General features: G+C 71.8%; 18 protein-coding genes. 11 read left to right on the forward strand and 7 right to left on the reverse strand.

Annotation, left to right across the window (positions count from 1 at the left end):
- Window positions 1–14 precede the first annotated feature (14 nt).
- Window positions 15–908 carry a hypothetical protein gene (locus WMF26_RS44100; RefSeq protein ID WP_437997615.1) on the forward strand — a complete coding sequence of 298 codons (894 nt, stop codon included), beginning with the start codon at window positions 15–17 and terminating at the stop codon, window positions 906–908.
- Window positions 909–975: 67 nt separating this feature from the next.
- On the opposite strand, the gene WMF26_RS44105 is transcribed toward WMF26_RS44100, so the two are convergent.
- On the reverse strand, window positions 976–2,499 hold the full coding sequence (locus WMF26_RS44105; RefSeq protein WP_437997616.1) for an MFS transporter: 1,524 nt from the start codon (window positions 2,497–2,499) through the stop codon (window positions 976–978).
- Window positions 2,500–3,167: 668 nt separating this feature from the next.
- On the opposite strand from WMF26_RS44105, the gene WMF26_RS44110 reads away from it, so the two are divergent.
- Window positions 3,168–4,331: a tyrosine recombinase XerC gene (locus WMF26_RS44110; protein ID WP_437997617.1), complete on the forward strand. Its 1,164-nt coding sequence runs from the start codon at window positions 3,168–3,170 to the stop codon at window positions 4,329–4,331.
- Window positions 4,328–6,631 (forward strand): sulfatase-like hydrolase/transferase, encoded by a 2,304-nt coding sequence (locus WMF26_RS44115; protein ID WP_437997618.1) that lies wholly within the window; start codon window positions 4,328–4,330, stop codon window positions 6,629–6,631. The genes WMF26_RS44110 and WMF26_RS44115 overlap by 4 nt, the downstream gene beginning before the upstream one ends.
- Window positions 6,632–6,735: 104 nt before the next feature.
- Here WMF26_RS44115 and WMF26_RS44120 read toward each other — a convergent pair whose 3' ends face one another.
- Window positions 6,736–7,347 (reverse strand): hypothetical protein, encoded by a 612-nt coding sequence (locus WMF26_RS44120; protein WP_437997619.1) that lies wholly within the window; start codon window positions 7,345–7,347, stop codon window positions 6,736–6,738.
- A gap of 384 nt (window positions 7,348–7,731) precedes the next feature.
- Between WMF26_RS44120 and WMF26_RS44125 the strand changes: the two genes are divergently transcribed.
- The 3 genes from WMF26_RS44125 (at window position 7,732) to WMF26_RS44135 (ending at window position 11,981) form a co-directional block, all read left to right on the forward strand.
- Window positions 7,732–8,358 (forward strand): LysE family translocator, encoded by a 627-nt coding sequence (locus tag WMF26_RS44125; protein ID WP_437952046.1) that lies wholly within the window; start codon window positions 7,732–7,734, stop codon window positions 8,356–8,358.
- A gap of 111 nt (window positions 8,359–8,469) precedes the next feature.
- Window positions 8,470–9,555 carry an ATP-binding protein gene (locus WMF26_RS44130; RefSeq protein WP_061626934.1) on the forward strand — a complete coding sequence of 362 codons (1,086 nt, stop codon included), beginning with the start codon at window positions 8,470–8,472 and terminating at the stop codon, window positions 9,553–9,555.
- 11 nt (window positions 9,556–9,566) lie between these two features.
- Window positions 9,567–11,981 (forward strand): DUF5682 family protein, encoded by a 2,415-nt coding sequence (locus WMF26_RS44135; RefSeq protein WP_437997620.1) that lies wholly within the window; start codon window positions 9,567–9,569, stop codon window positions 11,979–11,981.
- Window positions 11,982–12,719: 738 nt separating this feature from the next.
- Here the strand turns inward: WMF26_RS44135 and WMF26_RS44140 are convergent.
- The 3 genes from WMF26_RS44140 to WMF26_RS44150 all read right to left on the reverse strand — a co-directional run bounded on the left by WMF26_RS44140 (window position 12,720) and on the right by WMF26_RS44150 (window position 16,100).
- Complete coding sequence (locus WMF26_RS44140) at window positions 12,720–13,640, reverse strand: transposase (RefSeq protein ID WP_438002485.1); 921 nt, start codon at window positions 13,638–13,640, stop codon at window positions 12,720–12,722.
- A gap of 419 nt (window positions 13,641–14,059) precedes the next feature.
- Window positions 14,060–14,980, reverse strand: coding sequence for a hypothetical protein (locus WMF26_RS44145; protein WP_437997621.1), 921 nt, complete (start codon window positions 14,978–14,980; stop codon window positions 14,060–14,062).
- Between the two features lie 190 nt (window positions 14,981–15,170).
- Window positions 15,171–16,100, reverse strand: coding sequence for a LysR family transcriptional regulator (locus WMF26_RS44150; RefSeq protein WP_437997622.1), 930 nt, complete (start codon window positions 16,098–16,100; stop codon window positions 15,171–15,173).
- Between the two features lie 153 nt (window positions 16,101–16,253).
- Here WMF26_RS44150 and WMF26_RS44155 point away from each other — a divergent pair, with 153 nt between their 5' ends.
- The 5 genes from WMF26_RS44155 to WMF26_RS44175 all read left to right on the forward strand — a co-directional run bounded on the left by WMF26_RS44155 (window position 16,254) and on the right by WMF26_RS44175 (window position 21,798).
- Window positions 16,254–16,574, forward strand: coding sequence for a putative quinol monooxygenase (locus WMF26_RS44155; RefSeq protein ID WP_437997623.1), 321 nt, complete (start codon window positions 16,254–16,256; stop codon window positions 16,572–16,574).
- A gap of 835 nt (window positions 16,575–17,409) precedes the next feature.
- Window positions 17,410–17,772 (forward strand): hypothetical protein, encoded by a 363-nt coding sequence (locus WMF26_RS44160; RefSeq protein ID WP_437997624.1) that lies wholly within the window; start codon window positions 17,410–17,412, stop codon window positions 17,770–17,772.
- A gap of 254 nt (window positions 17,773–18,026) precedes the next feature.
- Window positions 18,027–19,490, forward strand: a complete 1,464-nt coding sequence (locus WMF26_RS44165; protein WP_437997625.1) for a sensor histidine kinase — start codon at window positions 18,027–18,029, stop codon at window positions 19,488–19,490.
- Window positions 19,487–20,872, forward strand: coding sequence for a sigma-54-dependent transcriptional regulator (locus WMF26_RS44170; protein ID WP_437334062.1), 1,386 nt, complete (start codon window positions 19,487–19,489; stop codon window positions 20,870–20,872). The genes WMF26_RS44165 and WMF26_RS44170 overlap by 4 nt, the downstream gene beginning before the upstream one ends.
- Window positions 20,873–21,102: 230 nt before the next feature.
- Window positions 21,103–21,798 carry a UPF0158 family protein gene (locus tag WMF26_RS44175; protein ID WP_437997626.1) on the forward strand — a complete coding sequence of 232 codons (696 nt, stop codon included), beginning with the start codon at window positions 21,103–21,105 and terminating at the stop codon, window positions 21,796–21,798.
- A gap of 98 nt (window positions 21,799–21,896) precedes the next feature.
- Here the strand turns inward: WMF26_RS44175 and WMF26_RS44180 are convergent, their stop codons facing one another.
- Window positions 21,897–22,916: a hypothetical protein gene (locus WMF26_RS44180; RefSeq protein ID WP_437997627.1), complete on the reverse strand. Its 1,020-nt coding sequence runs from the start codon at window positions 22,914–22,916 to the stop codon at window positions 21,897–21,899.
- Window positions 22,913–25,282: a DUF4215 domain-containing protein gene (locus WMF26_RS44185; RefSeq protein ID WP_437997628.1), complete on the reverse strand. Its 2,370-nt coding sequence runs from the start codon at window positions 25,280–25,282 to the stop codon at window positions 22,913–22,915. The genes WMF26_RS44180 and WMF26_RS44185 overlap by 4 nt, the downstream gene beginning before the upstream one ends.
- Window positions 25,283–25,472: the final 190 nt, after the last annotated feature.

The following is a 25,472-nucleotide window of genomic DNA, read 5'->3' on the forward strand; positions in this document are numbered from 1 at the left end:
GTACTGCGCCGCGCGTGGGCCAGCCGGATCAGTTCGCCAAGCGCACCTTTGCCGACGAGACGGAGCGGATCACTGGCGGTGCCGTCACGTGGCAGGATCCGCCCGAGATCGGCCTGGTGAAGGTGCAGGGCGATGGGCTCTTGCTCGTACGCCACCCCGATCGCATCGCAGGGCTGTCTGCGCCGTGGCCGGAAGCCCGGATGCACGAGGAGATCCTGGTCGAGCTGAAGATGCCGGGTGACCATCTGGATTTCCCGGCGGTGGAGCGCGCATTGCTCCGGCGGCAGGCGAGGCAGGTGCAGCGAGCGGAAGAGAGCGCACGTAAGTGGTTGGGCCAGGAGCCGCTCTGGCTTGTCGCGCCGCACGTGCCCGATTGGCTGCGGACGCAACGCGCGCTCGTCGCGATCGGGCCGGGCTGCTACCGCGTGGAGCCGTCGTTCTTCCCCTTCCTGTGGATCGCAGCGAACGACCTGCCGCTGCGCGACGAGCTCGTGCCCTTTCTTGTGGCCCGCTCGGGACGGGCGCTCGACGAGTTCGCCCGGTGGGTCGCTCCGCGAATGTCGCTCGCGTGGTTGCTCGGCATGGTAAGATCCACCGCGATGTCGGCGACCGTGCGCGAAGAGCTGTTGTGGTGGGTTGGCAAGGCAGAGGACCCCGAGGGCAAGGCGCGGGAGCGCGAAATCCTCCAGGCGCTGCTCGGCGCGAACCCGGACGTGCAGCAGAAGCTGGTCGAGAAGGGCCGCATCGCCGAGGCCCGGACCGCGCTGCGAAGGGTGCTCGCGCAGCGGCAGCTCGCGCTGCGCCCCGAGGAGGACGCACGCATCGAGGGCTGCGCCGAGCTCGATGTCCTGGAACGGTGGCTCGAGCGCGCCGTGACCGCCACGACGGCGGCCGAAGCGTTGGAATAATTGCGGACCGCCCTGCCCGCGGGCCCGACCGATGGATCGGGCCGCGCAGCAGCTCGGCAGACAGAGCCTACACGTCGAGATCCTTCCACCGCTTCGATCGGTGGGAGAACAGCAGCATCCCCACGAGCGACGCGACCCCGACCGCCGCGAACGAGTACCAGATCTCGTAGGGTTGATAGGTGCCCCAGAGCAGGCGCGTGGCCTGGGTCGCGTCGATCTGCAGCACCTCCTGGAGCTTCCGGAAGGCCTCCTGGCGCGACACCCCGAGGAGCTCCGGGAGCGACGCCACGTCGCCGTTCCAGGCCTTCCCCTTGGCGACATCGGTCTTCTCGGCGAGGTAGCGCAGGGCCAGCGTGGCCTTCTCGCCGCGCGTGCCATACAGGATCCCCGCCATCTGCGCGCCGATCGCCGGGCCGATCGCCGCCGGGATGTTGATGTAACCGAGGTAGAGCGCCTTCTTCCCCTTCGGCGCGATGAGCGCGAAATACTCGCTCTTCTTCGGGCCGGTCAGCATCTCGCCGATGGAGAAGAGCAGGATGCCCAGGAAGAGGACATAGAGCGACGTCGTGGTCCCGGAGACGATGATGCCAAAGGTCGCGACGAGGATGCCCAGCGTCATCGCCGAGAGCACCTTCATCCTCGCCACCAGGTACGAGAACGGCACGAGGAAGAGGACGATGCACACCGCGTTCAGGTTGAGCACGTTCTCCTGCTTCAGCTGGACCCCGCGCGCATCCTTGACGTCGAGCCAGGAGGACGGGAGCCAGGAATTGTTCTGCACGAACGAGGTGCTGCTGATCCAGTCCGTGTAGAAGTTCGGCATCAGGTCCCAGAGCTGATACATCATCAGCCAGAACCCCGAGAGCAGCAGGATCACGGTGATGAGCCGCGCGTCCCAGATGTTCTTGATCGTGTCCTTGAAGACCTTCCACGCGTCGGCGGTCTTGTCGGCGCCGGAGTCGACCTCCCGGTAGGTGAAGAGCATCAGGAAATTCAGGGAGATGATGCCGGCGCAGCCGTAGAACACCCACGGCCAGCCCTTGCCGTGGAGGTAGCCGGCGAGCGGCGGGCCGACCGCCGCGCCCACGTTCACGAGCCAGTAGAAGAGCCCCCAGCCGACCGACGAGTTCGACTTATCCATCGACTGGGCCAGCGTGCCCTGGATCCCGGGCTTGAAGAGGGCCGTGCCCGTCGCGAGGACGACCACGCCGAGCAGGAAGCCGGTGAAGCTCCGCTGCGTCGCCATCAGCAGATAACCGATGATCTTCAGCCAGACCGTGACGAAGATCGTGCGCTTGTAGCCGTACCGGTCCGCGTAACCGCCGGTGATCATCGGGAGCAGCGATTGGATGAGGGCCCAGACCATGTAAATGGTGCCCTTGTCCTGCTGGCTGAAGTGGAGCCCCCCAGGCTCGTCGGCCTGGGCGATGTAGATGGGCATGACGACGCGGACGCCGTAGTAAGCGAGCCGCTCCCACATTTCCATGATGCAGCCCATCCAGAAGGAGCGCGGCAGGCTCCTCAGGGTCTGGGCAAAGGAGAGCTTCGGCGGGACCTCGGTGGCCGGCTCGCTCACGACTGCATTCGTCATTTCATGCTCCTCACGCCCCGCGCGTCGTCGCCAGCGCGCCGGCCCTCGTACCACACCGAAAGCGGCGCACGTATCGGGATCACGCGCGCGATCCGCGGACGTCCATGACAGGCGGCAGCCGAGCTGCCCAGGAGAGGGGCGCGAGGGCGGAAGGCGGGGAGATCCTCGGCCTTTCCTCTTCGTCTTCCCCGTCATGTCCGGAATCCGGCCGGCAGCCCGCCACCGCAACGCCGATTGAGCGGCGCCCGCGCGCGAGCCCGCAGCCGTCGATCTTCCCGCAGCCTTCCCGCAGCGAAACAAAGGCCGATGTCCGCCGCGCCACAGCGAAACAGCCCATGTTCGAAGCGCGGTTCGGTAACTCAAGTCACGAAGCCACAGCGATGGTCACCGAACGGCCTGAGCAGCAGGGACGCGCGCCGGGCGCGTCCGCGCCCCCCGAGGGCCGTACGCCGCGCCGGCCGCGGCGAGCGGCGCACCGGCCCTGCGCAGCGCGCGCCGCGACCTCGACGGGGCCCGAGTCGGCTCGACGGGGCCCGAGTCGGGCAGCCGCCGCCACCCGGCCTGCGGGTTGCCTCCCGGCGCGCCCGCGCGGCGGGAGCGCGGCGCCCCGGCGGGCCGCCGGCGAGTCTTTGCCTGCCGCCGCGTCCTGGTGGTAGGGCAAACCGGTGATGCACGTGCGGCGAGGCGGCGATCGATCCGGCGAGACCACGCTGGAGCAGGCGATCGCGCGCTTCCTCACCTACCTCACGGCCGAGCGACGGGCGTCGCGCCACACCGTGGCCGCGTACCGGCGCGACCTCGAGCAGCTCGCGCGCTTCGCCCGCGAGAAGGCGGCCGCGAACGCCGACCACCGACCCGCGCCGACGCGCAGCAAGGCCCCGGCGGCCGGCAAGGCCCCGGCCGCCGGCAAGGTCCCGACGGCCGGCAAGGTCCCCGCCGCCGGCAAGGTCCCCGCCGCCGGCAAGGCCGCAGGCGAGGCCCCGACCGCGGGCGAGGACGCGGCCGCGGTGGAGGACACGGCCGTGACGGGCCTCGACGTGCTCCTCCTGCGCAGCTGGCTGGGCTCGCTCGCGCGCACCCACGCTCCCGCCTCCATCGCGCGCAAGGTGGGCGCCGCCCGCGCCCTGCTCCGCTACCTCGAGCGGCGCGGCGAGGTCGACAAGAACGCGGCCGCCCAGCTCGCCCTGCCCAAGGTCCGGCGCCCCCTGCCGACCTTCCTCGACGTCGACGCCGCCGCCGAGGTCATGGAGATCCCCGGCGCCGACACCGCCGAGGGGCTCCGCGACCGCGCCATCCTGGAGACCCTCTACGGCGCCGGCCTGCGCGTCTCCGAGCTCTGCGGGCTCGACCTCACCCACGTCGACCGGCAGCCCGCCGACAGGGCCTCGGTGCGCGTCATCGGCAAGGGCGACAAGGAGCGGATCGTCCCGCTGGGCTCCCACGCCGTCGCCGCCATCGAGCGCTACCTCGAGCGGCGCGACGAGCTCACCGACCCGACGACCGGCGCCCGCGACCCGCGCGCGCTCTTCCTGTCCCGCCGGGGCGCGCGCATCGGCGTGCGCCGCGTCCAGGCCCTCGTCCAGCGCTACGGCGCGCTCGGCGCCGGCCGGTCCGACCTGCACCCGCACGCGCTCCGGCACACCTGCGCGACCCACCTGCTCGACGGCGGCGCCGACCTCCGCGCCATCCAGAAGCTGCTCGGGCACGCGTCGCTCGCCACCACGCAGCGGTACACGCACGTGTCGATCGACCACCTGCTCAAGGTCTACGACGCCGCCCACCCCATGGCGCGGAACGCCCACCCGATGGCGCGGAAGCGGAGCCCCGCGTGAAGCGCACCCCCAGCTCGCCGGGGCCCGCCGTCCCGACGCTGGCCCGCGCGTGGGCAGGGCGGCTCGCCACGAGCGCCCTCGGCGCCAGCGTCCTCGGCGTCGTGGCCGCGTCGCTCGACGCCGGCTGGGCCGCGGCCTTCGCCGGCGACGACCCCGCCTTCCAGCGCGCGACCTACCTCGCCGACATCGGCGTGTTCGCGCCGGTCGCGCTCGCCGTCGGCCTGCTCGGCGGCCTCGGCGCGATCGTGGTCGACCCGTCGCGCCCGCCGTCGCCGGCCACGCTCGTCGCCTCGCTCCGCGTGCGGGCGATCGGCCGGCCCGCCGACATCGCGGCGTTCGTGCCGCTCGCGGTGCTCGCGGCCTTCCTCTGGATGACCCTGTGCGCGCACCTCGCCCGCGCGCTGCTCGGGCTCGAGGCCGCGCCCCTGCTCGTCGGCACCGCCGTCGCCGCGGGCTCGCTCGGCGTCGGCCTCATCGCGGGGCTCGCCGTCCTCGCCCTGACGCCGCCGCTCCGGCGCGCGCTCGCCAACGCGAGCGACGGGCGCCCCGCCTGCGTCGACCCGGCGGTCACCGGCGGCGTCGCGCTCGGGATCGCCGCGGCCCTGTTCGCGGTCGGCGTCGCCACGGGCGGCGTCTCCGGCGAGGGCGGCTTCCTCGGCATCTACGGCATCTTCAAGCGCCCCGAGCTCGACCTGCGCGCGCCGGCGCTCCTGCTCGTCGTCGCGCTCGCCGCCTTCCTCGCGCCGGCCGCCGTCCGGACGGTGCGCGCCCCGGTCGCGCTCCTCGTCGCGCTCCTGCCGCTCGCGCTCACCGCGCGCGCGGCCACGGCGCTCAACGCGGCGCCGGCGGTGGGCCAGGCGCTCGAGCGCGGCGCGCCCGTCGGCGGCAAGAGCCTCGCGGTCCTGCGCCGCCTGGCCGACCGCGACGGCGACCGCTCGGCCGGGCTCTTCGGCGGCGGCGACTGCGACGACCGCGACGCGCGCGTCCACCCGCTGGCCGAGGAGATCCTCGACAACGGCGTCGACGACGACTGCTCCGGCGGCGACCTGACCGCCGCGGCGCTGGCCGCGCTCGCCCCGGCCCCGAAGGCGGCCGCGCCCGCCGAGTCGCCCGCGGCGCGCCTGCCCCAGGACCTGAACGTCGTCCTCATCACGATCGACACGCTCCGTTGGGATCTCGGCTACGCGGGCAACCCGCGGCCCGTGTCGCCGAACCTCGACGCGCTCGCGGCCCGCTCGACGGCGTTCGAGCGCGCGTACGCGCTCGCGTCCTACACGGGCAAGAGCATCGGCCCGATGCTCATCGGCAAGTACGGGAGCGAGACCCACAGAAACTGGGGGCATTTCAACAAGTTCGGCGAGGAGGACACGTTCGTCGCGGAGCGCCTGAAGGCGGCGGGGGTGCGCACGATGAGCGTGCACGGGCACCGCTATTTCGGCAGCTTCGGCGGGCTCGATCGCGGGTTCGACGTGGTGGACATGTCCGCGGCGCCGCCCGAGGGCGCGCCGTGGGACGTCGACAACAAGGCGACGAGCCCCGCGCTGACCGACGCCGCGCTGCGGCTGCTCGGGTCGCCCGAGAACACGGGCGGGCGCTTCTTCCTGTGGGTCCACTACCTCGATCCGCACGCCGACTACCTCCGGCACGACGACGTGCCGGGCTTCGGCGCGTCGTCGCAGCGGGACCTGTACGACGGCGAGGTGGCCTTCACGGACAAGCACATCGGCCGGCTGCTCGACGCGGTCGCGGCGGCGCCGTACGGCGGGCGCACGGCGATCGTGGTGACGAGCGATCACGGCGAGGCGTTCGGGGAGCACAAGATGTTCCGCCACGGCTTCGAGCTCTGGGAGGAGCTCGTGCGCGTGCCGCTGCTCGTCCATGTGCCGGGCGCGACGCCGTCGCGCGTCTCGGCGCGGCGGAGCCTGATCGACCTCGCGCCGACGCTGCTCGATCTGATGCGGGTCCCCGGGCCGGGGGAGGGCGCGCCCGCGACCGACTTCCTGTCCGGCGTGTCGCTCCTGCCCGACGTGTTCCTCGCGCCCGGCGAGCAGGCCGCGGCGCGCGACGTGCTGATCGACATGCCGGCCGGGCCATACAACGACGCGCGGCGGTCGTTCATCCGCGGCGATCTGAAGCTGACGATCTCGGGCGGCGCCCGGTTCGAGCTGTACGATCTGGCGGGCGACCCGGAGGAGCGGAAGAACCTCTGGGGGACGCCGGCGGCGAAGGAGATCGAGCCGTACTACGCGGCGGCGCGGGCGCGCCTGCGCGAGATCCAGGTCACCGGCGCGCGGAAGTGACCGGCGCGCGTACGTGACCGGCCGCCTGAGCACATGAATCCGCCGCTCGCCTGACCGCCACGGAGCCAGGTGTCTGGCTCACCGGAGCCGGGCGAGGCGGGCGATCACCTCGGTGCGAGCCGCTCAGCGATGTCGGTGCAGGTGGTGTCGTCCACGGCCTGGCAGTTGCTCAGCCCTGACCACGGCACCCAGACACACCCCTCCTCGGAGTCTTCCTCGCACGCTTCTGCCATGGACTCAGGGATCTCGACGTCGCAGATCTGATGCAGAGACGGCGCCTCCCACGTGTCGGGCTGGCAGGGCGGCTCGTCGGGGGCTCCGCAGTGCCTCTCGCGGGTCTGCACGAGCGCGGTGCCGTCGCCCAGCACCACGATGAGCGACTCTGTTTCGTCGATGAACGGTCCGGGGGTATCGAGCGCCGCGAGGACGCCCGTGTCGCCCGAAAGCAGGAGCCTGGCCGCGCACTCCAGCGCCTCTCGTGGTTCCGGGCCGAGGTGCCGCGAGATCTTCTCACAGCTCAGCTCGAGGCCGCATGCGAACAGGTCGGGCGCTGTCTCGGGCGCGCTCACGTCGCCGCCGCCTTCGCCGGAGGGATCGTTCCCGGTATTCGGCTCGGGATCGCCCGAGCCGTCGACCGTGCCCGAACAGGCGGCAACGAACGGAACCTGTGCGGCGACCAGCAGGAGCGCGACCCAGGCGAGTCGATGTGCTTTCATGATCATCATCTTTCCAAGGGGTGGGGGAGCCGTCCGTGAGTGCGGCTCCGTCCTCGAGCGCGGTCAGTGCAAGCTGCGTGCTCATCTGCCCCATGGGGTTGCGATCACGCCGTCGCGCTCGATCTAGCGCTGCCCACGATGCGCCAGTGTGTAGCAGAGCACGGAGCTCAGTAAGACCCGAGCCGCCTCCGATTGACGCAATTTGGCACATACTGGCAGAGGTGATAGCGACCTCGTCGCGGCCTCCGGGACGTGCTCTGACCACCGCGCGACACGCCTGTGGTTCGCCGCGATCCTGCTCAGCGGAGCCCTGTCATGTAGCTGCGGCGTTCGGGCTCGGTTACAGTCGACCATGTAAGGAACCCAACGCAGAGGATCGATGCGATGTCGGAGACCCAGATCGTTCTCTTCTTGCTTACTTCGCTCCTCGTCATTGTGACTCCGGGCCAGGACATGATCCTCGTGATGTCGCGCTCCCTCGCGCAGGGCTCGTCCGCGGGCATGGCGACCGCGGGCGGCATCAGCCTCGGCCTGGTGGGCCACACGGCGCTGGCCGCGCTGGGGCTCGGCTCCATCCTGATGGCGTCTGCCACCCTGTTTCTGATCCTCAAGCTCGTCGGCGCTGCGTACCTCGTCTATCTCGGCGTACGCCTCCTGCGCACGCGCGCTGCCGCGCTCGATCTCTTGGAGGCGAGGCCGTCGAGCCTGGCCAGGCTGTTCGCCGAGGGCGCGCTGTCCAACCTGTCCAATCCCAAGGTGACGATCTTCTATCTCGCCTTTCTCCCCCAGTTCGTCCCTGGTGATGCCGAGCACCCGACCTTGCTCATCAGCGGGCTCGGGGTGGCGTTCTCGCTGCTCACCTTCCTGGTGAAGGGGCTGGTCGGCTACTTCGCCGGCGCCCTGTCCGCGTGGCTGCGCGCGCGTCCGAGGGCCCTCACCGGCGTCTACCGGACGAGCGGCGCGATGATGGTCGGCATGGGCGTCAAGCTCGCCTTCGAGCGGCGTGCCTGAGCGCCTCGCGCTCCCGGGAGCAGATCGAGCACGAAGCTTCCGAGCGCATCCTCGACCTCCGCCCGTGTCGTTCTCTCCCCACCCCGTTCTGCGGTAGCCTCTCCCCCGCCCATGAGCGACCTCCGCCAGCCCGCCGAGACCAAGTACGCCCACGAGCTCGCCGCCCTCGCCGCCGAGGACACGGCGCCGAGGCCGCCCGGGTGGCGCCTCTCGCCGAGGGCCGTAGAGACCTACATCCTCGGGAGCGACAAGCCCGTCGGCGGCGTCGCGATCACCCCCAAGTACATCGGCGACCGCGCCCTCGTGCAGGTCGCCCTCGCGACGCTCGCCTCCGACCGCGCCCTCATGCTGGTCGGCGAGCCGGGCACCGCGAAGAGCTGGCTCTCCGAGCACCTGTCGGCGGCCATCAGCGGGACGAGCGCGCTCGTCGTCCAGGGGACCGCAGGCACCAGCGAGGAGCACGTCAAATACGGCTGGAACTACGCCCTGCTCCTCGCCGAAGGGCCGTCGCAGAAGGCGCTCGTGCCCTCGCCCATCCTCCGCGCCATGCGCGACGGGCGGTTCGCGCGCTTCGAGGAGATCACCCGCACCTCGTCCGAGATCCAGGACGCGCTGATCTCCATCCTGTCCGAGAAGCAGATCGCGGTCCCGGAGCTCGACCAGGTGGTCCCCGCCCAGCGCGGCTTCAACCTCATCGCCACCGCGAACACCCGCGACCGCGGCGTCAACGAGATGAGCGCCGCCCTCAAGCGCCGCTTCAACTTCATCACCGTCCCGGTCGTCGACGACCTCGAGCAGGAGATCCGCATCGTGCAGAAGCGTGAGGCCGAGCTCCGCGGCGACTACCAGGTCGGCGTCGAGCCGCCGGCCGAGCTCGCGAAGCTGCTCGTGACGCTGTTCCAGGAGCTCCGCGCCGGCGTCACCAAGGACGGCAAGACCAAGGTGAAGGCGCCAGGGTCCGTCCTGTCGACCGCCGAGGCGATCAGCGTGCTCTTCAACAGCGGCATCCTCGCGCAGCACTTCGGCACCGGGAAGGTGACCGCCGACGACCTGTCCCGCTCGCTGCTCGGCGCCGTGAGCAAGGAGGGCGGCGACGACCTCAAGGCGGTGCGCGAGTACTGCGAGACCGTGGCCAAGGGGCGCACCGGGCTCTGGAAGGAGTTCTACGCCGCCGCCAAGAAGCGCCTCGCGCCCTGAAGGAGCCCCCGATGGACCTGGCCCGGCTCGCCGCCGTCCACCTCTTCCCGGTGCGGCACCACTCGCCGCGCTCCAGCGCGACGCTGCGCGCCTACCTCGACGAGGTGCGCCCGAAGGCGATCTTCGTCGAGGGCCCGAGCGACGCGACGCCGCTCCTCGAGGCGCTCGTCGACCCGAAGACGGTCCCGCCCGTCGCGATCCTCGGCTACCGCACCGACGGGACGCCCGCGTCGTCGCTGTGGCCGTTCGCCGCCTACTCGCCCGAGTACGTCGCGGTGAAATGGGCCTTCGAGCACGGGGTGCGCGTCGAGCTCATCGACGTCCCCGTCGGCATGACGCTCGCGCCGTTCGAGGGCGCCGTGGTCGGCCACGACGACGTCGAGGACCCCGGCGGTCACGCGCGGGAGAGCGACGCGGAAGGCGGTGGGCGCGCGGAGGACGGCGCAAGCGGCGAGGACGGCGAGGAGGGCGGCGATGCGCCGGCGTCCGCGGAAGGGGCGCAGGAGAGCATCTACGAGGCGTGCGCGCGGGCCCGGGGCTTCCGCTCGTTCGAGGAGTTCTGGGAGGCCTCGTTCGAGGCGCCCCGCTACGACCCGAGGTCGTTCCGCGAGGCGCTCCTCGCGTACGCGGACCTCGCGCGCAGCGACGGAGACCGGCTGGTCCACCGGGCGCGCGACGCGTACATGGCGCGGTGCCTGCTCGAGCGCATGGGGCCGGACCTCGCCCCGCACGAGGTCGCGGCCGTGCTCGGCGCGGCGCACGCGGCGGCGTTCGCGGCGCGCGACGTCGACCCCGCGCTGGAGGCGCGGCTGCCGGCGCCGGTGCCGTGCGCCGTGACGCTCATCCCGTTCAGCTTCCCGCGGCTCTCCGAGCAGCTCGGCTACGGCGCAGGCAACCGGGCGCCGCAGTATTACCAGCGCGCGCACGACGCGGGCGGCGACTTCCGCCGCGCGACGCTCGAGGTGCTGATCGACTTCACCGAGCACCTCCGCCTCCGCGGCTTCATGGCCTCGCTCGCCGACACCATCGAGGCGTTCCGCCTCGCGGTCACGCTCGCCGAGCTCCGCGGCAAGGCAGAGCCGGGCCTCGACGAGGTGCGCGAGGCGACCATCGCGACGATGTGCCGCGGCGACGCGACGCACGTGGACGGATTTCTGTGGCCGGCGGTCATCGGGCGCAACGTGGGTCGCGTCGGCGGCGGCATCGGGAAGAACTCGCTCCAGGAGGAGTTCTGGCGCGAGGTGCGCGAGCGCAGGCTCCCCGCCACGGACGCGCCCGAGTCGTTCCGGCTGTCGCTCACCAACCAGGTTGAGGTCGGCACGAGCGTGCTCCTGCACCGGCTCCGCATCGCCAAGATTCCCTACGCGGCTTACGCCGGGGCGCGGCGCGCCGGCGGCGGGGCGAGGCGGCGCGGCGGCCAGGCAACCCAGGAGACGCCGCCCGACGAGCTGCTCGGGCAGCTCAGCGAGACTTGGGAGGCGCAGTGGACGCCGGCCACCGACGTTGCGCTGGTCGAGAAGATCGTGCTCGGCGACACGCTGGAGCAGGTGGCGACGCGGCTGCTCGAGGAGGACCTCGCGGCGTGCCACACGACCGGCGAGGCCGCCGACGTGCTGCTGAACGGGGTGCTGGCGTCGAGCGCCCGCGCGGTGGCCGCGGCGCTGAGGGCGTGCGACCAGTTCGCCGCGGGCGACAGCGATCTGCCGTCGCTCGCCCGGGCGTGCCGCGCCTTCGCGGGGCTCGCGTCGTTCGGGTCGTCCCGGTCGCTGTCGTCGCTCGGCGACGGGGTGATCGCGCCGATGCTCGAGAAGACGTTCGCGCGCGCGGTGCTGCGCGTGCAGGGAGGCTGCACGGGCAGCGACGAGGCGGTCGCCACGGCCAAGGAGGCGCTGCGCACGCTGCACGACGTGGCGCTGTCGCAGCCGATCGTCGACCGCGCGGCGTGGCTCGCCGCGGCGCGGGGGCTCGTGGACAGCGACGCGGTGAACCCGACGGCGTCCGGCTTCGCCTGCGGGCTGCTCTACCTGGCGCAGGCGATCGACGATGCGGAGGTGGCGAGGGTGGTCGGCCTGCGGCTCGGGGGCGCGGCTCCGCCCGAGCCGGCGGCGTCGTTCCTGGCCGGCTTCCTCGAGGTGAACGCGCTCGTCCTCGTCAAGAGCCGGACCGTGGTTGAGGCGCTCGACGCCTTCCTCGGGGGGATCGCGCCGGAGCGCTTCAAAGACACGTTGCCGATCCTGCGGCGCGCGTTCACGACGCTCGGCGCGACCGAGCGGCGGTATCTGCTCGAGAACGTGCTCGCGGCGCGCAAGCTCGGAGACAAGGCGCGTGCCGCGCAGGCCGTGCTCCTGGAGAAGGACCGCGAGAAGCTGAAGGAGATGAGCGAGGACCTCTCCCAGGCGATGGACGAACTGGACGACCTGCTCTGACGGAGGGCCGCTGGCCGGGCCGACCGGACCCGGGCCGACCGGACCCGGGTTGCGACCTGTTGGGCACACCCGCGGGCCGACCGGACCCGGGTTGCGACCTGTTGGGCACACCCGGATTGCGGGGCGACCTGACCCTGGTTGCGTGGGGGGCCGACCGGGCCGGCGGCGGCGGCGGCGACCTGACCCGGTTGCGACCAGCAGCGGGGCGGGCGACCTGACCCTGGTTGCGCGAGCGACCTGACCCTGGTTGCGCGGGGCGACCGGGCCGGCGGCGGCGGCGACCTGACCCGGTTGCGACCAGCAGCGGAGCGGCGGGCGACCTGCGGTGGCGACCTGCCACGACGGCGGCCGCGACCAGGCTCAGGTTGCGACCACCTGTGCGACCACCTGCGGACCCGGGTTGGTCGACCCGACCCGGGTTGCGGGTTGCTACGGGTTGCCCATGCGGATTGCTCCAGTCCGCGGGCTGCCGGGCAACGACCCGGATTGACCTGGTGAGCGAGACGCGACGGCCGGCAAAGATCCGTCTCCTGCCATCGATCAGAGGCTTCGACAGCCTGGCATGGGCGCCGCTTCGTGTCCGCTTGGCCCGGCACGCCATATGCGCGCAAGGCGCGTGATGCAGCGCCGAGCATCCGCCGGCCGCTCCCGCCTCGCCGACACGGGCATATCCGCCCCACAACGCGTCGAGACAACGCCGTCCCTGCCCGAGTCGCTGTCGCGCTCCCGATCGCCGTTCTACGCTGCAAGCGTCGCGTCGTTCACCCTGGCACCGTGGAACGTGCGCATCCACCATGTCCCCACCGGGAATACGGCGTTGTGCACGCCAGCACACCACTGCTTAAGCGCCGTGCGATAGGATATGCGAAACGCACGTACAGCGGCCGTAGCGGTTCGCCAAGCGTCGCCCTGGTTGCGGCCCACGGCGAACGTTGGATTGCGTGCACCGAGCTCCTCGCGGCTCGTGGCTCGCTCGTACGGGGAGAGCTCGCTGGCTCGCTCGGCGCCCGAAAAGCGGCGGCCTTGTTGCTCCACCTCTGCATGGGCCTGAGCTTCCTGGCGCTCAAGCTCTGCCGCGACCTGCAGGCGAAAGGCCTCCGCGTTCTCCTGCTCGATGCTAGGCGGCAGCGCGAGCGAGAGTGTCGCTTGCTCGACCCACTGCGGATTCTTTGGATTGAGATATGCGGACGGGCGCAGCGCGTGCAGCACTCCACGACCGAGGTCACCCACATCCACCTTGACGCCCGGCCATTCGCTCGCGTGCCGAACCAGGCCAGCAGCCACAGGGTTCGCGAGCACGTAGGCGATCTTCTCTACCACCGCCGCCTGCGTCACGAGCTGTACCACGCTCGTGGCCTCATGGTCCCATACTGGCCCTTCCCACTGCCGCAGCACCTTGGTGCCCAATGCGACCAGTCGATGGTAAAATTGCAAGAAGCGCGGCAGCACGCCCTGCACATCGGTCACGACCAAGTGCAGATGTGTTGACATCGCGCAAATGGCATGAACCTCGATTCCGTAGCGGCGAGCCGATATAGCGAGGGCGTAGACTAACAGCTGGTTCGTGGCCGCATCGGGGCGCAACAGGAAGTGCCGACGGATGACCCGGCGGGTGAGTAGGTAGGTCGCACCTGGAGCGATTTGGCGAGGCTGGCTCATGGCCGCGCGCAGATACAAACGCCGCGCCATGAGTCGGCATGAATCATTTCAAGGACTTGCACGGTCGCATGGGTGGCGGCAGCGGTTTTCCGCCAGTTTCCGCCACTCTGAGTCGGCGCGCCGCGACCTAGCCCAACTTACGCCCGTAACCCGCGTTGATGGCCTGGATCGGGTCCAACATTGGATGGGGTCCAACCTGGGTTAGCTCCAACCTGGGTTCGGGTCCCAATCTGAGGGGTGCGCCAACCTAGGGGTGCGCCAACCTGGGTCGGGTAGTCGGGTCGCCAACCTGGGTCGGGTAGTAGTCGCCCGCGTCAACCTGGGTCGGGTCCGGCGGGTCCGGCGGCAGGTCCGGCGGCGGCGGCGGGTCCCGGGGATCGAGCACTCGTGCCAACCTGGGTGCGTAGTCCCAGTCCAGCTCACTCCTCCTGGCCGGCCTGCGACCATCCACCGAGCCTTACCCCCGGCGTCCGCTCCAGAAACGCCCGCACATCGGGCGGCGTCGACGCCCACGCCGCGAGGCGCGCCGGCGTCCTCTCGACCGGCACCACCGCCGAGCGCGAGTACGAGCTCCACGCCCCGTCGCTGCACGCGTAGCACGCGGATCGCGCGAGCTGCGCCGTCAGCCGGAGCGCCCCCCGCTCATCATAGGCTGGCGCGATCTGCACGAGCTCCGGTGCATCCCGCTCCTGCCCCGTGGCCTCCGCGCCGTCCTCGCCGTCGTCGAGCAGCGCCTCGGCCGCGCTCTGCAACCCGGTCACGCCGCGCACCTCCGCCAGCAGATCGACCGCCGCGCGCCGCTCGGCGTCCCACGCCACGAACCCCGCGCCCTCGAAGCCGTGCGCCCCGCAGAGGTCCGTATACGTCCGCTCCTCGATGAACAGGTACGGCCCCACGCTCCCGATCAGCGCGGCCGTGTGGTGGATCTCGTTGCTCTCGTCCCCATCGGGCGGCGAAATCACCTCCTGGCGCTCGCCCTTCCCGCGGAGCACGAGCGCCGCGCGGGTCGCCGTGCCCTCGCCCGGCTCGCGCATCTCCCCCAGCCCCATCTCGCAGGCCGACGTCGCCACCTGCTCCTCGCGCGTTTCCCAGCGCCACTCCCCTCGCCGGGTCGCCACGACGATCCCGGGCTCCTCGCGGATCACCGCGCCGCCCTCCGCGAGATGCCACGTCCGCGGCGCTCCGTCGCTCACGCTGCCCCAGACCAGGACGACCCCGCCGGGCGCCGCGTTCCCGGCCGCCTCGGCTTCGGCCGTGCGCTGCGCAGGCGCGACCGGGATCTCGACGGGAACGGGAGATGCGGGCTGCGACCGGGCGGCACAGCCGGAAGTCAGCGTCACCAGGGCGATCAGCGCAGCGGCTCGGATGCACGGCATGCCGGCCCGGAGGAGCACGGCGCGTGCCGCAGAGCACGACCCGGAAAACCCGCGCCGCGCCTGAGGCACGTGTCATCGCAGGCCCACGCCGCGTGGCAGGCCGGCCCCATCGCGCCCCGGCGTGCACCGGCGCGCGCGCAGCCCGCGCCGATCCTCACCCGGACGCGCCCGGGCCTTCGATCGGCTCGCAGGCGACGGCCCTCGCAATGGCAGCCCGAAGCCAGCGGTGCCCTTCATCGCGCTCGGAGCGCTCCGCCCAGACGAGCGTCAGCGCATAGCCCGCGATCTCGACCGGACACGGCCGCACCACCAGGTCGAGCTTCGACGCCACGGCTTCGGCGACCCGCGCGGACACGGTGAGCAGCAGGTCGGAGCCAGAGACGATGAACGGAGCGACGAGGAAATGCGACACCGTCACGGTCACCCGCCGGCGCAGCCCCCGCGCTGCCAGCTCCCGATCGACGACGCCGTGATCCTCTCCATGCGGCGAGACCATCAGGTGCTCGCAGGCAGCGTAGCGCGCCGCCGTGAGCGGCTTCCGGGACGCCGGGTGGCCTCGCCGCATCACGCAGACGAGCCGCTCGGCGGCCAGCAACATGGACCGACACCCGTCGGGCACCGGCCCGCCCCGACCCAGCTTGCCGTCGAGCTCGCCGGAGCGCAGGAGCTCCGCGAAATCCGCCGGGATGTTGCGGCACCGCACGTCGACGCGCGGCGCCTCCGCGGCGAGGAGCCGGGCCAAGGCCGGGAGCACGAGCAGCTCGAGGTTGTCGGTCGCGACGAGCCGGAACGTGCGCCTGGAGCGCCCCGGGTCAAACCGCTCGGCCGGGCTGAAGACCTGCTCGAGGCGCTCGACGGCCTCCGCTGCTCTCGGCAAAAGGTCGCGCGCTCGCTCGCTCAACGTCATCTGCCTGCCGACCTGGACGAGCAACGGGTCCCCGAAATGGGCGCGCAGCCGTGAGAGCGCGTGGCTCATCGAGGGCTGCGTCACGCCGACGCGGCGCGCGGCGCGCGTGACGCTCTTCTCCTGGAGCAGAGCGTGCAAGGCGACGACGAGGTGGGTGTCCACCGACTGCAGGCGCATGATCGATGGATAGCACGCCAACCCATAGACACCATCGATGGATGGGCGCGCCGACTGTCGATTCGACGGCAGGGCCGCGGCCACGTATCCCTGCTCTCCGAAGCGCGCGCCGCCGCACGGAGCGCCCCCGGCCACCCGACCCAGGGAGCTTCCATGATCATCGAGTATATTCGTTATGCCATCCCCGCGGACCAAGAGCAGGCGTTCCTGGCCGCTTATCGCGACGCAGCCGCCGAGCTGCGCGGCTCCGAGCATTGCCTCGACTACGAGATCTCCCGGTGCATCGAGGATCCGGCGAGCTTCGTCGTCCGCATCCGCTGGGGCTCGCTGGAGGGCCACCTCCAGGGGTTCCGCAAGGCGGCGTCGTTCCCGTCCTTCTTCGCCAAGGTGAAGCCGTTCTATGAGCGTATCCAGGAGATGAGACACTACGCCTCGACCGACATCGCCGGCGCGGGGGGCGGCGCCACCGGCTGATCGATCGCGTGTGTGACGCGCGTGCGATGGGAGCCCTCCTGGCTTCGCGCGGGCCATCGTGCGATGCTCCCTCGGTGGCACGCAAGCTGGCATCGGTCCGGACGCTCGCGCTCGGGCGCCCTCTCTCGCTGCTTCTGCTCCTCGTCCACTGCGCGAGCACGCCGAGCCCGACCGCCTCGACCGCAGCCCCGGCCGCTGCGCCGGGTCGAGAGCCTGATTCGCCCCCGCGGCGCGAGCCCGGCGCCGCGCCGACCGGTCGAGGGCCTGATTCGACCGCCGAGCGAGCGCCACGCCCCGAGCCGACACACGGGCCCGAGCCGACGCACGGCTCCGAGCCAACACCGGCATCCACGTCCGACCACGGGCCGGCCCCTGGCGCCGAACCCGCGGCGGGCAGCGCGCCGGCGTCCGAGCCAGACCGGAGCCCTGCTCCCAGTCACGCGCCCAGGGCGCACCCAAAACCGCCCAGCAAGCCCGCACGATGCGCTGCTCCGGCGCATCCCGCTCAGAGCTTCGGCGACTGCGGCGCGAGCGAGGTCTTCGCCGACGGCTGCTGCTATCCGAGCTTCGAAGCGGCCTGCGCGGGTCTCGGCTGCCCTCCGCGGGCCTGCGTGCGCCTGAAGTCGAGCCCGTTGCAGGCCCGATGCAATCGTTGAAGAACGAATCGGTGCGGCGCGTCGACGCCGGAGAGCACGCGAGCGGAGGCGACGTGCAAGGCTGCGCCGAGACGGAAACGGTACGCCCGTCTCCATAGGTTGACCAGGCGAGAACGGCGCCAGGCCGCCACGCCGGACGGCGCCAGGCCGCCGCGCCGGACGCGGGAAGGACACGAACGATGATCTCCACACCCTCGGAAGGCCCGAACACCGTCAGCGCTCACCGGCGACCATCCCCGCGACAGCCGTCGAGGGGCGCGTCGCCCTGGGCTCGCAGGTCCGTCGCCGCGCTCCTCGCGCTCGTCGTGGCCGGCGCCGCGCTCGCGGCCTGCTCCAGGGGCGCAGGCGCGCCGAAGCGCCGCGAGGCAGCGCCGGAGCGCGACAGGGCCTGCACGGATCCAGAGAGGCCCAGGGCGTACTTCTATCCTGCGGAGAACCGGACGGACTACGCGCCCGACGACCCCTGGAAAGACGGCTGCGCCATGCTGGTGCCCGATCACCTGTTCTGCTGCCCGGAAAAGGCAGCCGAGAAGCCGAGGTGACATCGCGCGCCAGAGCCGTCCACCGCAGCTCCGCCTCCCCGGGTGATCGGCTCTGGGCACGAGCACGGCGTCAGCCCAGCGAGCGCCGGATCTCGCCGGGGAGTCGTGCCGCTCATGACGCCCGACGCGCTCGGCGGCCTGCTCCCGATCCCGAGCCGACGCCTTGCGCTGGTGTCGCAAAATGCGGCATGTCGTACTTTGCGGCGGCCTCGTGCGGGTAGCTCCCCGCGCACCACCTGCGCTACGCCTCCGGCATGAAGCTCGCGCGCAAGCTGACGCTCGCTCTCGTGTTCGGAGTGTTCCTCGTGCTTGCGCTGAGCGCCTACGTCCAGATCCGCAGAGAGGCCAGGATCTTCGAGAACGATGTGCAGCGGGACCACCACACGATGGGCCGCGTGCTGGCCGCCGCCGTGACCGAGGTGTGGCGCTCCGAAGGGCAGGCCCGCGCGCTGCGCCTGGTCGACGATGCAAACGAGCGCGAGCGACAGGTGGACATCCGGTGGGTCTGGCTCGACGAGCACGCGAGCGAAGCGCATCGGCCAGGACTGGCGCCAGAGCTGCTCGTCCCCGTCTCGATGGGGCAAACCGTCGTGCACAGGATCCCCCGCAAAGACGCGGACGTGCTCATCACCTGCATGCCCGTGCCGGTGCCCGGCGACCGCGTCGGCGCGTTGCTGCTCTCCGAATCGCTGGCGGGCGCGCGCCGGACCCTCCGGAGCATGATCCTGAGCACGACCGCCACGACAGCCGCTCTGGCGCTGGTATGCGGGTTGCTAACCACGTCCCTCGGAGTCGGGCTGGTGGGACGTCCCATGCGAACGCTGATCGACCAGGCGCGGCGGATCGGCGCGGGTGACCTCTCCCGACGCTTGTCGCTGCACCAGAAGGATGAGATCGGCGAGCTCGGACGGGAGATGAACGCGATGTGCGATCGCCTCGCTGCGGCGAACCAGAAGCTCGAGTCCGAAGCGGCCGCGCGGCTCGCCGCGCTCCAGCAGCTCCGCCACGCCGAGCGGCTCGCCACCGTCGGCAAGCTCGCCTCCGGGATCGCGCACGAGCTGGGCGCGCCTCTCCAGGTCGTCGCGGGGCGCGCACGCATGCTGGTGGACGGGGACGTCTCCGGCGACGAGGTGCCAGCCAACGGACAGATCATCCTCGAGCAGGCGCAACGAATGACCCAGATCATCCGCCAGCTGCTCGATTTCGCCCGGCGCCGCAGCGCGGAGAAGCAGGAAACCCCGCTGGGGAGCGTGCTCCGCAGCACCTTCACGATGCTGAGGCCACTGGCGGAGAAGCAGGGCGTCACGATCGTTCAGGAAGGCGACACGTCGGCGCTGATCGTCCACGCGGATGCTGACCAGCTCCAGCAGGCGCTCACGAACGTGGTGGTCAACGCCATCCAGGCCATGCCGTCCGGCGGCACGCTGACGGTTGGAGTCCGGGCAGAGCGCGCCAGTCCCCCCGACGACCAGGGCGGTGGGGTAGAAGGGGATTACGTCGCGCTGTCCGTTCGTGACCAGGGAGGAGGCATGCCGGCCGACATCCTCGAGCACATCTTCGAGCCGTTCTTCACGACCAAACCGGTCGGCGAAGGGACGGGGCTCGGCCTGTCGGTCACCTACGGGATCATCAAGGAGCACGGCGGCTGGATCCATGCCGACAGCCGAGTGGATTCGGGGAGCTGCTTCACGATGTTCCTGCCGCAGTGGAAGCCATGACGGGGCGCGTCCTGATCGTCGACGACGAGCGCGGCGTCTGCGAGCTCCTCGACGCCGGGCTCAAGAAGCGTGGATTCCGGACGGCGTGGCGGACGTCGGCCGCGGAGGCGTTCGAGCTCCTCGGGGTCGAGGACTTCGACGTCGTGGTCACCGACATGACCATGCGCGGCATGAACGGCCTCGAGCTCTGCGAGCGGATCGTCCAGAACCGGCCCGATCTGCCGGTCATCGTCATCACCGCGTTCGGCAGCCTCGACACCGCCACGTCGGCGATCCGCGCGGGCGCGTACGACTTCGTGACCAAGCCCTTCGAGCTCGACGCGCTCCGGCTGACCGTCGAGCGCGCCCTGCGCCACCGCGCCCTCCGCGAGGAGGTCCGCCGCCTGCGGCGCGCCGTGGCCGACGCCCGCGGGTACGAGCAGATCCTCAGCAGCAGCCCGGTCATGAGGAGCGTGTTCGATCTGCTCGATCGGGTCGCCGACTCGGACACATCGATCCTCATCACGGGAGAGAGCGGCACCGGCAAAGAGCTCGTCGCCCGCGCCGTCCACCAGCGCAGCCGGCGGAGCGAGGGCGCGTTCGTGGCGGTGAACTGCGCGGCGGTCCCGGACGCCCTCCTCGAGAGCGAGCTCTTCGGCCACGCGCGAGGCGCGTTCACCGACGCCAAGGGCGCGAGGAGCGGCCTGTTCGCGCGAGCTCACGGCGGGACCTTGTTCCTCGACGAGATCGGCGAGCTGCCGATCGGGCTCCAGCCGAAGCTCCTGCGCGCCCTCCAGGAGCGCGTCGTCCGGCCCGTCGGCGCCGACGAGGAGATCCCGGTGGACGTCCGGCTCATCGCCGCGACGAACCGCGACCTCGAGACGGCGATCGAAGAGCGCCGCTTCCGCGAGGATCTCTATTACCGGATCAACGTGGTCCACGTCGACCTGCCGCCGCTCCGCTCACGCGGCGCCGACGTGCTGCTGCTCGCGCAGCACTTCCTCGAGCACTTCGCGGCCGTCAAGGCGAGGCCGATCGAGGGCCTCTCGGCGCCCGCGGCGGAGAAGCTCATGGCCTACGCGTGGCCCGGCAACGTGCGCGAGCTCCAGAACTGCATCGAGAGAGCGGTCGCGCTCGCGCGGTACGATCACATCACCGTCGACGATCTGCCCGAGAAGATCCGGACCTACGCGCGCTCCCATGTCCTCGTCTCGAGCGACGATCCGACCGAGCTCGTCCCCATGGAGGAGGTCGAGCGACGCTACATCTTGCGCGTCTTGGAGGTGGTCGGCGGGAACAAGAGCCAGGCAGCGCAGATCCTGGGCTTCGACCGCGCGACCTTGTATCGAAAGCTCGAGCGGTACGGCATGCGCGGCGGGCGTTCGAGCGACCCGAAGCCGTGATCGTCCGGCCGCCCTGCCGCCGAGCGCGCCTGCGCCGCGCCCCGCCCGACGCGAGCGGCGGTCGCTGAAGGCGCCGCGAGGCACGCGACTCCGCGCTTCGTCGACGTGTTGCACAACGCGACACCCACGGCGGCCAGCGCAGGACGGCTGGCCCTCGATCGCGCTGCGCAGCGGGGGCGCGCGCCTCCTGCGTGGGTGGCATGAGAGCTGCCTATGGACCACGCGCGAACATGAGCACGACCACGACGGAGTCCGCTGCTGCGGGTCGGAGAGTCCCTGTCGATTGGAGCGCGCTCGCGAGCGCCTTCGATAACACTGCTCAACACATCCGCTATTTTCTCCACCTCGAGACAGGCGCCTTGATCCGGCTGGTCGACGGGCTCGCCGATCCGGACACGCGCGTCCGCGTCGAGGCGGATCCGGCCTGCGTGCGCGTCGAGGCCATCGCTGCGCGGGACCAGTATCGATGGTTGCAGGCGTTCATCCCGACGGTCGACGAGATCGAGCTCCAGGCGCTGCTCCTGCAGTGCCTCCAGGGGCCCGGTTCATTTCGGCGGTTCAAGGCCGTGCTCTCCGGCAGGCCGGACCAGCTCCGCCGATGGCGCGCCTTCCGGATGGAGCGGATCCACGCCGCCATCCTCCAATGGTTCGAGGCCCGCGGCCTGATACCCGCGTCGTTCGAGCGCGCCTGGCCCGGCGCCGGCAGCGAGCCCATGCGATCTCGCGACGTCGACTCGGCTCGCCAGCAGCTCCACGCGGTGACGAGCGACCTCGCGCCCGGCGATCTCCACGCGGTCACGGCGCTCGCGGAGTTCCTGCGCGCGACGCGCTCTGGCCTTCACACGCCCGTGGTCTCGTCGAGGAGAGGCGCAGGGCGACCCGGTGGCCTGGGCCCGCCACGGCGCGCGATGCAGACGCGAGGATGAAGGGTATCCATGACCAACAAGGTGTGATGAGCGCTCACGCGCCGCACGAGCGCCGGCGCCCGACGACGCTCCACCCTGCCCGCCGCGCCGCCGCCGGATCAGAGGGCGAGCCGAGCTGAAAGGCCGGCCACGTCGCCCGGCAGCACGGGCAAGAGCTCGATCCGAACACCGCCTCGATCGTCGGTGCGGTGGGACTGGGGCCCGTTCATGAGGAGCAGCACCGTCCCCGTGATCATCGCCGCCCCACCCGCGATGAACGCGCCGATCGCCAGCCGGTTCTCGACGACGCTGGCGTCGTACGCGTCGCGGGCCGACGGCGTGCACCACGGGTCGCACCCGCCCCCGAGGCGCCGGTCGGCGTCCCGGTGGTGCACGTCGGCCTGCCACCACAGGCCGGCGCCCGCGACGCCCAGGGCCGCGCCGGCCCCGAGCGTCGCCCAGGGGACCCACGGAGCCCACCGCCGCTCGGCGATGACGGCGTCGACGCTCAGCGTGACGCGGCCCGAGGCCTCCTTGCCGGCGAGCACGAGGACGGGCTTCACGACGGTGAAATACCCCTCCTTCCTCGCCGTGATCACGTGCTCTCCGGGCGTGATCATCCGGCGCGCGGCGCCCGGGCCGACGAACCACGGCTTGCCGTCGAGCAGCACGCGGGCCCCCCGCTCATCGCAGCGGATCTCGATGGCGGCGAGCTCGTGCTGCACCAGCGCCCGCAACGTTGAGCGCGCCTCCCGCTCCTGCTCGGGGGTGAGCGAGCCAGGCCCCCATTGCAGCGACAGGCGCAGGCTCTCGTGGGCGAGGAGGGGCAGCCCGATGCTCCGGAGCACCCGCGCCAGGTAGAGCCGGAGCTCGGGGTGCTCCCAGGAAGCGAGCGCCTCCTGGTACTTCTCCCGCGCCTCCGCCAGCATCATCCGCCGGTGCAGGTCCCGCGCCTCCTGGAAGAGCGCGTACGCCCTCTGCTTCCGCTCCTCGGAGACGCCCTGGTGCCACGGCGGCAGCGCGGGCGGCGCCTGGGCGCGCGCGGGCGCGGCGACCGCGGCCAGCAGCGCGAGCGACACGAGCGACGCCGCGCGGCGGCGGCGCGCTCTCTGGAAGGAGGGAGCCTGCGCGGCCTTCACGGCGGCGCCATCCGGGTATGACGGTAGATGACGCCGCCCTCGCCGACGATGAACGAGGTGCCGCCGTCGCCCCACACGTCGAGGAGGTGACGGTCCGTCGTGGAATTGAGCTTCAACCAGGAGATGCCGTCATAGTGCAGGAGCGTGCCCCGCTCGCCGACGGCGAAGACGTCCTTCGGCCCGCTCCCCCACACCGCGAGCAGGCGCGCGGACGTGGGCGACTCCATCGGCCCCCAGCGCCGGCCGTCATAGCGCAGGATCGTCCCGCTCTCGCCGACGGCGAAGACGTCCTCCGGCCCGCTCCCCCACACCGCGCGCGGGAGCGCGAACTCGGGCGAGGCCATCGGCTCCCAGCGCTCGCCGTCGTAGCGCAATATCGTTCCGCTCTCGCCGACGACGAAGACGTCGTTCGGCCCGCTCCCCCACACGGGCCCCAGGTTCACCTGCACGGGCCTCGCCATGGGCTGCCAGCGCTCGCCGTCATAGTGCACGATCGTGCCCGCCACGCCGACGGCAAACACGTCCTCTGGCCCGCTCCCCCACACGCCGAACAAGAGGTCGAGCGTGGACGACTCCATGGCTTCCCAGCGCTCGCCGTCGTAGTGCAAGATCGTCCCGCTCTCGCCGACGGCGAAGACGTCCGCCGGCCCGCTCCCCCACACGCCCGATAGACCGGACGACAGGGGCGTATCCATGAACGCCCAGCGCTCGCCGTCGTAATGCACGATCATGCCGTTGTCGTCGATGGCGAAGACGTCCCTCGACCCGCTCCCCCAAACGCTGACCAGCGCCTCCGGCGTGGGCGATTCCATGGGCTGCCAGCTCTGGCCGTCGTGATGCACGATGGCGCTGTCGATGCTGACCGCGAACACATCGCTCGGGCCGCTCCCCCACACGCCGTACAGCAGCTTCGAGGGGACCACCATCGGCTCCCAGCGCTCGCCGTCATAACGCAGGATCGTGCCTGCCAGGCCGACGGCAAAGACGTCCCGCGGCCCGCTCCCCCACACGCCGTACAGGGCCACGGACGCCGGCGACGCCATGGGCTCCCAGCGCTCGCCGTCGTAATGCACGATCTCGCCGTCCTCACCGACGGCGAAGACATCGTTGGAGTCGCTCCCCCACACGCCGAGCAGCGCCGCCGGTGTGCGCGAATCCATGCGCTGCCAGCCGTCGCCGTCGTAGCGCACGATCTCGCCGCGATCGCCGACGGCGAACACGTCGCGCGGCCCGCTCCCCCACACGCCGTACAGGGCCGCGGACGCCGGCGACGCCATGGGCTCCCAGCGCTCGCCGTCGTAGCGCAGGATCGTGCCTGCCAGGCCGACGGCGAAGACGTCCTCTGGCCCGCTCCCCCACACGCGGAGCAAGACCGCCGTCGTGGACGAGTCCATGGGCGCCCAGCGCTCGCCGTCGTAATGCAGGATCGTGCCGCGATTGCCGACGGCGAACACGTCGCGCGGCCCGCTCCCCCACACGCCGCCGAGCCACATCGGAGAGCTCGAGTCCATGGGCTCCCAGCGCTGGCCGTCGTAATGCACGATCGCGCCGGCGTCGCCGACGGCAAAGACGTCGTTCGGCCCGTGTCCCCACGCGGCGAGCAGCGGCGCCGTCGTGCCGGGCTCCTGGAGACGCCAGTTCCAGTCCCCGCACGACGCCGTCGAGAGCCCATCGCACGCGCTCGTGCAGCCGGGCCGGCCGAAATCATAGCGCAGCGCCGCGCAGGGCGTGGTGATGAGCGCCCCCGGATCGCACGCCTCCTCCTCGGCCACCCGCCCGTCGCCGCAGTGGACCTGGCAGTCGTCCCGGCAGTACCCGCCGGAAGCCGCGTTCTGCGCCCCGCGGCACTGCGCCTCGACGGGCAGGACGTCGCCCGCGCCGCAATCGCACGTCTCCCCGCGCACCCTGTCGACCACCCCGTTGCCGCACCGCTCGTCGGACCGGCAGTCGGCGCTGCAGCCGTCGCCGTCCCGCGCGTTGCCGTCGTCGCAGACCTCCTCCAGCGCGGGATCGACGACGCCGTCGCCGCACTGCTCGTCGGATCGGCAGTCGGCGCTGCAGCCGTCGCCGTCCGCCGTGTTCCCGTCGTCGCAGATCTCGACGCCCTCGACGACCCCGTTGCCGCAGAGGTCGCGCTTGCCGGGGGCGAGGCACAGGTGCGTCGCCTCCCGGGTCAACACGCACTCGTGATCGACGGCGCAAAAGCCGTCGCCGCACGGGACCCCGCCCTCGAGGCACGCCGCCGCGACCGCGACCGGCGCCGCCGCGAGCGCCATCAGGGCCGCACGGCGGAGCGCCCCGCCGCGACGGCGTCCCGCGGCGCCCCCGCCCGACCGCATGCCCCGCTTCCCCGTCCGCGCCCGCATCGTCCCCTCGCCCTCCTCCGCCGCGCGCCCGCCCCACCCGGCCGCTCGCTCCGGCCCCCGCCCGCGGCGCGCGGGACGCCGCCGAACGCGCCTGATCCGGCGCGCCCGATCTCCTTGTGCCCGTCCGCCGCGCCCCCTATTCTGCCTCTGTGCAGCGCGCGCGCACAGCGCGCTCGACGGCTCGTTGCAT

The sequence above is a fragment of the Sorangium sp. So ce185 genome (assembly GCF_051526825.1).
Lineage (GTDB): Bacteria > Myxococcota_A > Polyangia > Polyangiales > Polyangiaceae > Sorangium > Sorangium cellulosum_D.